At 55.1% G+C, this 9,771-nt stretch carries 8 protein-coding genes, 1 pseudogene and 1 riboswitch; all 9 genes and pseudogenes read right to left on the bottom strand.

The window, feature by feature from the left end:
• The coding region (locus ACPLUI_RS07220) for a phosphomethylpyrimidine synthase ThiC (protein WP_424659593.1) at nucleotides 1–865 on the bottom strand (865 nt) is incomplete at its 3' end.
• A 3-nt stretch (nucleotides 866–868) separates the two neighbouring features.
• The gene (gene thiC / locus ACPLUI_RS07215) at nucleotides 869–2,167 is read right to left on the bottom strand and encodes a phosphomethylpyrimidine synthase ThiC (RefSeq protein ID WP_424659592.1); all 1,299 of its coding nucleotides are present in this window, start codon (nucleotides 2,165–2,167) and stop codon (nucleotides 869–871) included.
• 114 nt (nucleotides 2,168–2,281) lie between these two features.
• A riboswitch (cobalamin riboswitch) is annotated at nucleotides 2,282–2,567 on the bottom strand.
• An 86-nt stretch (nucleotides 2,568–2,653) separates the two neighbouring features.
• A pseudogene (locus ACPLUI_RS07210) lies at nucleotides 2,654–3,109 on the bottom strand (ClpP family protease); the annotation flags it as partial.
• A 251-nt stretch (nucleotides 3,110–3,360) separates the two neighbouring features.
• Entirely contained in the window at nucleotides 3,361–5,025 is a 1,665-nt protein-coding gene (locus ACPLUI_RS07205; RefSeq protein ID WP_424659591.1) for a ribonuclease J, read from the bottom strand.
• A 274-nt stretch (nucleotides 5,026–5,299) separates the two neighbouring features.
• Nucleotides 5,300–6,184: a 4-hydroxy-tetrahydrodipicolinate synthase gene (gene dapA / locus ACPLUI_RS07200; protein ID WP_424659590.1), complete on the bottom strand. Its 885-nt coding sequence runs from the start codon at nucleotides 6,182–6,184 to the stop codon at nucleotides 5,300–5,302.
• Between the two features lie 49 nt (nucleotides 6,185–6,233).
• Nucleotides 6,234–7,460, bottom strand: a complete 1,227-nt coding sequence (gene dapG, locus ACPLUI_RS07195; protein WP_424659589.1) for an aspartate kinase — start codon at nucleotides 7,458–7,460, stop codon at nucleotides 6,234–6,236.
• A complete protein-coding gene (locus tag ACPLUI_RS07190) occupies nucleotides 7,461–8,507 on the bottom strand; it encodes an aspartate-semialdehyde dehydrogenase (protein WP_424659588.1) in 1,047 nt (348 codons plus the stop codon).
• A gap of 129 nt (nucleotides 8,508–8,636) precedes the next feature.
• On the bottom strand, nucleotides 8,637–9,224 hold the full coding sequence (locus tag ACPLUI_RS07185) for a dipicolinate synthase subunit B (RefSeq protein ID WP_424659587.1): 588 nt from the start codon (nucleotides 9,222–9,224) through the stop codon (nucleotides 8,637–8,639).
• A 28-nt stretch (nucleotides 9,225–9,252) separates the two neighbouring features.
• Nucleotides 9,253–9,771, bottom strand: a 519-nt coding sequence (locus tag ACPLUI_RS07180; protein ID WP_424659586.1) for an NAD(P)-dependent oxidoreductase, incomplete at its 5' end; no start/stop codon positions are given.

Here is a 9,771-nt window from a genome sequence, read left to right as displayed (position 1 = left end):
CCTGGTGGCAGAGCTGCTTTTGCAGAAGCATGGTGGTTTCCACGTGATGGATGGGCACGTGCCCCGGCCCTTCCACCATCACCTGCACCCCTTTTTCCCTGGCCCGGGCCACCAGTTCCCCCGCCACCAGCAGACCCTGGATCTGGGAGCCGTCCAGGGAATCGGCAATACACCCGGGACGGATGGCATCGCCCAGGCTCAAGGTTACGTCGTACTCCCTCAGAATGTCCAGTACCCGGTCAAAATCTTCATAGAGGGGATTTTCCTTCCTGTTATGCAGCATCCAACCGGTGAGGAAAGCGCCGCCCCGGCTGACAATATCCGTCACCCGGCCGGTTTTCTGGAGGCGCTCCACCACCTCAAAATTCAAGGCGCAGTGAATGGCCATAAAATCAATGCCCGCGGCGGCCTGCTTTTCTATGGTTTCAAACATGTCCTCCGGGGTCATAGCCACAATGCCGCCCCTCTTCTCGATGGCCTCAATGCCAGCCTGGTAGATGGGCACACTTCCCACGGGAACCGTAGCCCTTTCGAGGCTTAACAAGCGCATGCCGTCGATGTCCCCCCCGGTAGAGAGGTCCATAATGGCATCGGCCCCGGCGGAAATGGCCACCTCGATCTTGCGGGCCTCCATTTCCGGGTCGTCCCGGTCGCTGGAGGTGCCGATGAGGGCATTCACCTTGGTCCGCAGGCCCCGCCCGATGGCGCAGGTCCGGATCCCTTTCCGCAACCTGTTTTTCGGGATGACGATTGTACCTGCAGCCACCCCGGCACGGATGAATTCCGGATCCACTCCTTCCCGCCGGGCCACCTTCTCCATCTCCGGCGTGATGCGGCCCTCCCTGGCCGCCAACAACTGGGTCATCACCTAACACACCCCCTGCTCTTTGCCCAGATATTCCCCTACTACCTGCATGGCACAGTACTTGCCGCACATGGCGCACGTCCGGTGAGAACCACGGCTGCGTTCCCGGCGAAGGGCACCGGCCCGGCCGGGGTCGAGGGCCAGTTGGATTTGCCTCTCCCAGTCCAGGGCCTTGCGTGCCCGGGACATTTCCAGGTCCCACTGCGCCGCCCGTGGTTCCCTGGCCACGTCGGCCGCATGGGCGGCAATACGGGCGGCAACAACCCCTTCCCGCACCTGCTCCACATCGGGCAGTCCCAGGTGCTCCGCAGCGGTGACATAACAGAGAAATTCCGCCCCGGCCCAGGCTGCAAGGGCCCCGCCGATGGCTGCCGTAATATGGTCGTACCCAGGGGCGATGTCCGTAACCACCGGGCCGAAGACAAAATAGGGTGCCCCGTGGCAAATCTGCTTTTCCAGCTGTACGGTGGCCTTCAGGTGCCCCAGGGGGACGTGCCCCGGTCCTTTCACCATCACCTGCACCTGCTGTTGCCGGGCCCGGGCCACCAGTTCCCCCAGCACCACGAGTTCCTGCACCTGGGCCGCGTCCAGGGAATCGGCCAGGCAGCCGGGACGCCACCCGTCGGCCAGGCTCAAGGTAACATCGTAGCGGCGGCAGATCTCCAGCAGCCGGTCGAAATGCTCATAAAGAGGATTCTCCCGCTGGTTGTAAATCATCCAGCCCATTAAGTGGCTGCCCCCGTGACTGACCAGGTAATCGATGCGGCGGTGCTTTCTGGCCGCCCGCAGGGTCTGCCACGTGGTGGCACAGTGCAGGGCCAGAAAATCCACTCCGTCGGCCGCCTGCCGCTCGATTACCTCGAACATCTCGTCCACCTTCATTTTGACCGCCGCCCCGTACTTCTCCCGGGCTTCCGCCAGGGCCTGGTACACTGGCAGGGTACCCACGGGCGTGGTGGTTGCGGCCAGCACGGCCCGCCGGGCACCGTCAATGTCACCACACACGCTCAGATCCATGAGGGCATCGGTACCTGCTTCCAGGGCTGCCCGTACTTTGGCCACCTCCCCCTCGATGGTGTCCCTTTCCCCCGCCAGGCCCACACTGGCGCTCACCTTCACAGCAAGGCCCGTTCCGATACCCACGGGATCGATGTTCTTTCTCATGCGGTTGCGTGGTATGACGATGGTGCCTTCCGCTACTCCCCGGCGGATAAATTCCGGGTCCACCCCCTCCCGCCCGGCCACCCTTTTCATCTCGGGCGTGATCTCACCGGCCAGAGCCCTGGCCATTTGTGTTGGCATTTCCGCAACACCTCCATGGATGAAATAAAATAAAAAGTCCCCAGCCAAAAACAACCATCTGGCTGAGGACTTTACCATCATCCTCCGCGCACGGCCGCCCTTTCTCGCGAGAGCAGCCATTCCCTCAAACAGGCAGGTCTCCTGGCTAACGGATCATAGCTCCTTCCACCCGGCCTTCCCAGCTGACACTCAGCCATGTGTAGCTCCCTTCAGCGCAACTCTCTCGCTAGCAATAACAAGCTCACATTGCCAAGGGGTTCACCTGAACTGAGTGATGGCCAGTGACCGCTTCAAGCTCCCCGACTACAGTGGCGGGACCGCGCCGTTTCCGGGTGGTATGCCACCCGTCCGGACTTCCCTATTCTCCCCTTCATGAGGCACCTGTTTGACTATTCAATTATTACCATTATTTTATCACATCCTCACCTCCGATCAAGAATGAAATTTGTGAGGAGGTCAAAAGCTTTGGGGTAGCGACAGGGGCACTATCGGCACCCCGATGCTGTGTCCCCCGCCCAGTACGATGGATACTGTAGGTTTGGAAAGGCTGGCGATCATTTCTGCAATAGCCAGGCCCGCCTCCACATCCCCACCCACCGTGTTCAATACCACCAGCACGCCTTCCACATCCGGGCTCTGCTCCAGAGCCACCAGTTGAGGGATGAGATGTTCATACTTGGTGGTCTTGTTTTGCGGTGGTAATACCAGGTGGCCTTCAATCTGGCCTACAATGGTCAAACAGTGAATGTTGCTTTTAACTTCAGGCACGGAACTGGACCCCATCTCTTTAATGGATTCCATACTTTCCTTAGTACGCCCCTGTACCCGTTGGGGCGCCGGAGTAGACCCGGGGTTATCGGTTTCCCGCTTGGGGGGCGCAACAGGCTCTTCCGGAGGGTTTTCCGGAGGCGTGCACGGGTACTCTCCCTCGTGGCCCCATATAGTCCAATCACCAGGCACTTTTACCCATCCTCTCACAGGTTTTTCTCTCTTCTCTAGTATGGTTATGTGAAGGGATAAAATACACATATAAACACAAACACGGGCTACCTGAACCCGCGTTCCACCGGAGCCACGCTACCTGCGTTCGCCTTGCCAATACGGTTTTTATGTATGCATCAGGGAAACCCGGCGCATGTAAAGAGCCGGAAGGCCTTTGTCCCAGGACCTTCCGGCTTTCCAGTATGCGGTGTTCATACTTCCATGATTATGGGCAGGATCATGGGCCTTCTCCTTGTTTTTTCGTAGAGGAACTTTCCTAACACGTCTCTCACCTGTGACTTGATAGCCGCCCATTCCGAAAGACCCCGATCGTTACACTTCTCCAGGGCCTCCTTGACCCTTTGCCGGGCTTCTTCCATCAATTGCTCGGACTCCCGCACATAAACAAAGCCTCTTGAGACAATATCCGGCCCGGCCATAACCTGACCCAATTCGCGATTGATAGTTACGACTACGATCAAGATCCCGTCCTGGGAAAGCTGCCTGCGGTCGCGCAGTACAATGTTACCCACATCACCCACGCCCAGACCGTCCACCAGCACGCGCCCCGCCGTTACCCGCCCGGCAATACGCCCGGAACGACGGGTAAACTCCAGCACCTGGCCGTTTTCGGCCACAAAAATATGCTCCGCCGGAATACCCATGGTGCGGGCCAGCTCCGCATGTTTGATCAACATACGGTACTCACCGTGTACCGGCACGAAAAACCGCGGCTTGACCAGATTGATCATCAGTTTAAGCTCTTCCTGGCTGGGGTGACCGCTCACATGAATACCCGAAACCGCCTCATAGATGACATGAGCACCCTGCTTGAAGAGCTGATCGATAATACGCGCCACCAGCTTTTCGTTGCCCGGGATGGGGGTAGCAGAAATAATAATGGTATCACCAGGAAGAATTTCCACCTGCCGGTGGTCCCCCAGCGCCATCCTGGTAAGGGCCGACATGGGCTCACCCTGACTACCCGTACACAAGAAGACCACTTTATTTTTGGGTAGACGGTTGGCTTCTTCCAGTTCTACCAGGGTTCCTTCGGGAATATGAAGATAACCCAGCTCGTGGGCTATATTGATCACATTAATCATGCTGCGGCCAATTACCGCCACCTTGCGGTCGTAACGGTGAGCGGTGGTAATAGCCTGTTGCAAGCGGTGAACATTGGAAGCAAAGGTGGCTATAATGATGCGTTCCTTAGCCTGACGGAATGTTTCATCAAAGGTGGCTCCGACCATACGCTCTGACATGGTATAACCGGGTCGTTCCACATTGGTACTGTCAGAGAGCAACACCAGCACGCCCCGTTCCCCTAATTGAGCCAGACGATAAAAATCTGTAACTTCTCCGTCCACGGGGGTCTGATCGATTTTAAAGTCACCGGTATGCACAATAACTCCAACCGGTGTATGAACGGCCACGGCTACCGCATCAGGAATACTGTGGGATACTCTGATAAATTCCACTTTAAAGGGACCAATCGTCACGGTATCCCTGGGTTTAACCACCTCCAGATTTGCCTCACCGGCCACTCCTTGCTCCTTCAGCTTACCCTGGAGCAAACCCAGGGTGAGCCTGGTCCCATAAATGGGCACGTTCAACTGCTTCAGCACATAAGGCAGCGCACCGATGTGATCCTCGTGTCCGTGGGTAAGCACTATACCTCGCACAGCATCTTTATTCTCCAGAAGATAAGTGATATCGGGGATTACCACGTCGATCCCCAACATCCCTTCCTCCGGAAACATTAAACCGCAGTCTATGACCAGGATATTTTCCCCAAACCTCACCGCCATTATGTTTTTGCCGATTTCACCAAGTCCCCCGAGGGGGATCAGAGCCAGTTTCGGTTCCTTGGCCAAAAATGCACCTCCCCATTGTTTTTTCAAATAAAGTTTATAGTTGCACGGCTACGGTGAGAAAAAACAGGAGAAGGCGGGGAAAATATTCCTTTATCAACTCAAGCCCTGCCGGAAATCAATCAAGCCCCATGGTAATTATACTGGATTACCCCGGACTTATACAAGGTCACAACCTTCCCGCATGATAAAAAATAAAAAATGGGGATGACTTCCCCAATTGAACACCCTTAATATCGCGCCCCACGGGCCAAGGAAGGTTATAACGCGCAAAGGCTTAAATCAATTGCAGGCTCGCCAGTACGTTTTTAATGGTTTCCTTCTCCTGAGCTGTGGCTTCGACCAGAGGCAGACGGGGCCCCCCCACCTGATAACCCAGCATATTGAGAGCGGCTTTGACAGGAACCGGATTGGTAGTTATGAACATTACCTTAAAAACCGGGAAAAGTTCCAGGTGAATCTGTGTGGCCAGGGTCGTGTTCCCGGCCGTAAAAGCATTGACCATCTCCTTAATCCGCGTCCCCACCACATGAGAGCAAACACTGACCACACCCTTGGCTCCTAAAGCCATCATAGGCAGGGTCAGAGAATCATCGCCGCTGTAGATGGCAAAATCATCAGGTAGAGACCGGCGTAATTCACTGACCTGATCCAGGTTGCCGGATGCTTCTTTGATTGCGACAATATTCTCGATCTGGGCCAGCCGGAGTACCGTGGCCGGCAGAATGTTAACCCCCGTCCGGCCGGGAATGTTGTAAAGCATTACAGGAAGATTGGTACTGCTCGCCACGGCTTTAAAGTGTTCATACAGCCCTTCCTGGGACGGCTTGTTGTAGTAAGGCGCAACGAGCATGACGCCGTCCACCCCCACCTTTTCGGCCATCTGGGTAAGGGTGATACTCTCGGCAGTGTTGTAGCTCCCGGTCCCGGCAATTACCGTAGCCTGCCCGCCGACCTCTTCCACCACCACCCGGAAAAGTTCAATCTTTTCATCCCTGGTCAGGGTGGGGGACTCGCCGGTGGTACCACAAACTACCAGTCCATCGGAACCGGATTGTACCAGATAACGAGCCAGCTTCCTGGCTTGCTGAAAATCCACCGCCAGATCCTTTCCAAAAGGCGTTACCATGGCGGTGAGCACACGCCCAAAATCAACGGCCAAAATATTCACCTTCCTTCTTCCGTTTTAAGGCGTACCCTTTACCCACTACCTATACGCCACTGATAAACTGACGATGCAGCGCGCGGACAGCTCTTTCCATATCCTCCTGCCTGACCAGTACCCAGATGGTGGTATATGAATCGCTGGACTGCAGAATGGGGATATTTTCTCTGGTCAAGGCATCCACGATTGAGGCCATTACACCCGGAACACCGGTCATGCCCGCCCCTACGGCGGCCACTTTGGCACAACCCGGTATAATCTCCGCAACAAAACCCGTGTTTTCCAGCACCTGAGCGGCTTTCTCGGCTACCTCCTCCTTAACGGTGAATACCACCTGATCAGGATAAACATTGATAAAGTCAAGGCTAATACCCGCCAGGGCCAGGCCCTTGAACAAACGGCGCTGCTGTTTTAAACCTTCCGGACCTTCATCTATAGCTACTTTGAACTGGACTATGTTTGGAATTTGGGTAATCCCTGTAATCATCCGGTCTCTGGTAATATCAATTGTTCCCTTATATACTTCACCGGAACTCGTCACCAGTGTGCCGGGAGCATCGCTAAAAGTAGATTTTACCCTTAACGGGATATTTTTTTGCATTACTATTTCCACCGCCCGGGGGTGCACGACCTTGGCCCCTTCATGGGCCAGCTGGCAGATCTCGTCGTAAGTCACGATGTCTCTGGCCACAGCATCGCTTACGATGCGTGGGTCGGCAGTCATGATCCCCTCCACATCGGTATAAATATCAACATACTCGGCATTAAGTGCCACCCCGAGGGCAGCGGCGGTCGTATCACTGCCTCCCCGGCCCAGGGTGGTAATCTCACCTTCCTCGCTGATACCCTGGAAACCTGCCACCACCACTATCTTGCCCTCCCGGGCGTGTTTTAAGACAGCCTCGGGTTTAACACGCAGGATCCTTGCCCCGGTAAAGTTGTTATCAGTAATAATTCCAGCCTGGGCACCGGTGAGAAAAATCGCCGGGTGACCCATTTTTTCCAGGGTGGCCACCATCACCACGCCAGAAATAATCTCACCACAGGACATCAGCAGGTCCATTTCCCGGGGAGCAACATTCCGGTTTATCTGCTTGACCATATTGATCAGGGTATCGGTAGCATAAGGGTCCCCATTGCGCCCCATGGCTGAAACCACAACTACCGGCATATAACCTTCTTCTTTCGCTGCCACCACCTTGGCAGCCACCATTTCCCGCCCCTGTGGCGTGGCTACAGACGTCCCACCGAATTTTTGCACTAAGAACCTCATTTATTGCCTCCCCCGAAGACAACGGTATTTAATCAGTAGTTCGGCAATTTGAACGGCATTGGTAGCTGCGCCCTTTCGCAACTGATCTGCCACCACCCACAGGTTGAGCCCCCGTTCGGTGGAGTTATCCTCCCGGATGCGGCCTACAAAAACTTCATCCCGGTGTGAACAGAAGAGAGGCATGGGGTACTCTTTCCGGGCCGGGTCATCCAGGACCACAATACCCGGGAAATTTGCCAGTACCTCTCTGGCCTTCTGGGCCGTGAGCTTTTCCACGGTCTCCACATTGACCGATTCGGAATGACTGCGGTAAACCGGAACCCGGACGGTAGTCGCTGTAATGGCCAGCTGGTCATCATGGAGGATTTTCCGGGTTTCCTTTACCATCTTCCACTCTTCTTTAGTATAGTCCATCTCCTGGAATACATCAATGTGGGGAATGAGGTTAAAAGCTATTTGATAGGGAAAAACTTTCGGCAGGTGCTCCCGGCCATCCAGAACAGCCCTGGTCTGGACAGTAAGCTCTTCGATAGCCTCCATTCCGGCACCGGAAACAGCCTGATACGTGGAAACCACCACCCGTTTGATGCCTGCAACGTCCTTGATTGCCTTTAGAGGAACCACCATAATGATTGTGGAACAGTTCGGGTTGGCAATAATCCCCCGGTGCCACTTGACATCTTCGGGGTTAACCTCGGGCACCACCAGCGGGACCTGAGGGTCCAAACGGAAGTTGCTGCTGTTGTCAATCACCACACAGCCCCGTTCCACTGCCGCCGGGCCGAATTCTTTACTGGCAGCACCGCCGGCAAACAGTGCAATATCCATACCGTCAAAGGAATCAAAGCTGGTTTCCTCAACCGTGTACGTTCTGCCCCGGAAAACCATTTGCTTTCCGGCAGAACGGCTGGTGGCACACAATTTCAGCTCCCCAACGGGAAAATTTCTTTCTTCCAGTACCTTTAAAATTTCCTGCCCCACCGCTCCGGAGGCACCTACAACCACTACATTGTACAAAGAAAAATTCCTCCTTTCAGAAGCAATCATCTCAAATCTATTTTATCGGGCCTCTCACCATTAAATGGCACGTCCCCTTTAAGATCAAAAAACTCGGCCCGAATCAGTCCTCAACGGGCCTCACCTGAAAAATTCTCCCCGGCTCCCCCGCAACCAGCATCACGATACATTTATGAGTACAGGCTGTATTTGCTTTCCCTCCAGTGCCAGAAGAACTGTCTCGACAATGAGATCCATCTTTGCCTTCAGAGAGTTGGGTTTCTCAAGCGGGTTATCCTGGCCGAAAGGAACAAGGTAGATATTCTTGGTATTTAAAAGCAGACCCAGGTTCCTGGCGTTCATGCCCAACCCGTCGTTGGTGGAAATAGCCAGAACCACCGGGCGCAGGTTGCGCAGGTGAGCTTTAATAGCCATCAGGACCGGGCTATCGGTGATACCGTTAGCCAGCTTGGCCAGCGTATTGCCCGTACACGGGGCCACCACCAGCACGTCTAAAAGCTTGCCCGGGCCGATGGGTTCAGCACCTGTTATAGTGTTTATGGGTACATGACCGGTAATTTTTTTCAAAAGATCTTTCCACTTTTGAGCGGGACCATATTTGGTATCAGTACTATCTACCACTGCACTGACGATCGGGTAGACAACAGCGCCTTCCCTGACCAGATTCTCGACCTGGACCATAACCTCATCCAGGGTACAGTGGGAACCGGTAACGGCGAAACCCACCCGTACATCTTTTAAGCGCATGACCAGCACCTCCGCTAGAAGCCGGAAGCTAGAGGGCCAACTGTTCGGCCAGCAGCCGGGGAACAACCCGGGCCAGGATTTCCCCGGCAGTCCGCGGTGCCACCCTGCCGGGTAACCCTGGAAGCAGAAGGGCAGTAATACCAAGCTGCCGGGCAACTTCAAAATCAGTGCCACCGGGGGAAGAAGCCAGGTCCAGAATTAAAGTGCCGGGCCGCACCTGTAAAAGGACCCGCTCATCCAATACCAGGGCCGGTATAGTATTGAAAATAACGTCTGCTCCTGCTGCTATGACTGGAAGTTCAGGTAAATCGGCAGTTTCCAGTCCCATCTCAAAGGCCCTGGCCCGCTGGGCGGGATTGCGGGCTACTACCACGGTACGCGACCCCAGGGCACGCAACATGCGGGCGAGAGTGGTACCGGTCCGCCCAAACCCCAGCACTATGGAGTTGCTGCCGTGAATAGTAATGGGCAGCTTTTCCATGGCTACCTGGATAGCTCCTTCGGCCGAAGGAATAGAATTTAAGATAGCTACTTCATCTATGTCCAT

The organism is Desulfofundulus sp., assembly GCF_049701015.1.
In the GTDB taxonomy this organism is placed as follows: Bacteria; Bacillota; Desulfotomaculia; order Desulfotomaculales; family Desulfovirgulaceae; genus Desulfofundulus.
The sequence above is the reverse complement of the archived record's forward strand: the minus strand, read 5'-3'. Positions and strand labels throughout refer to the sequence as shown.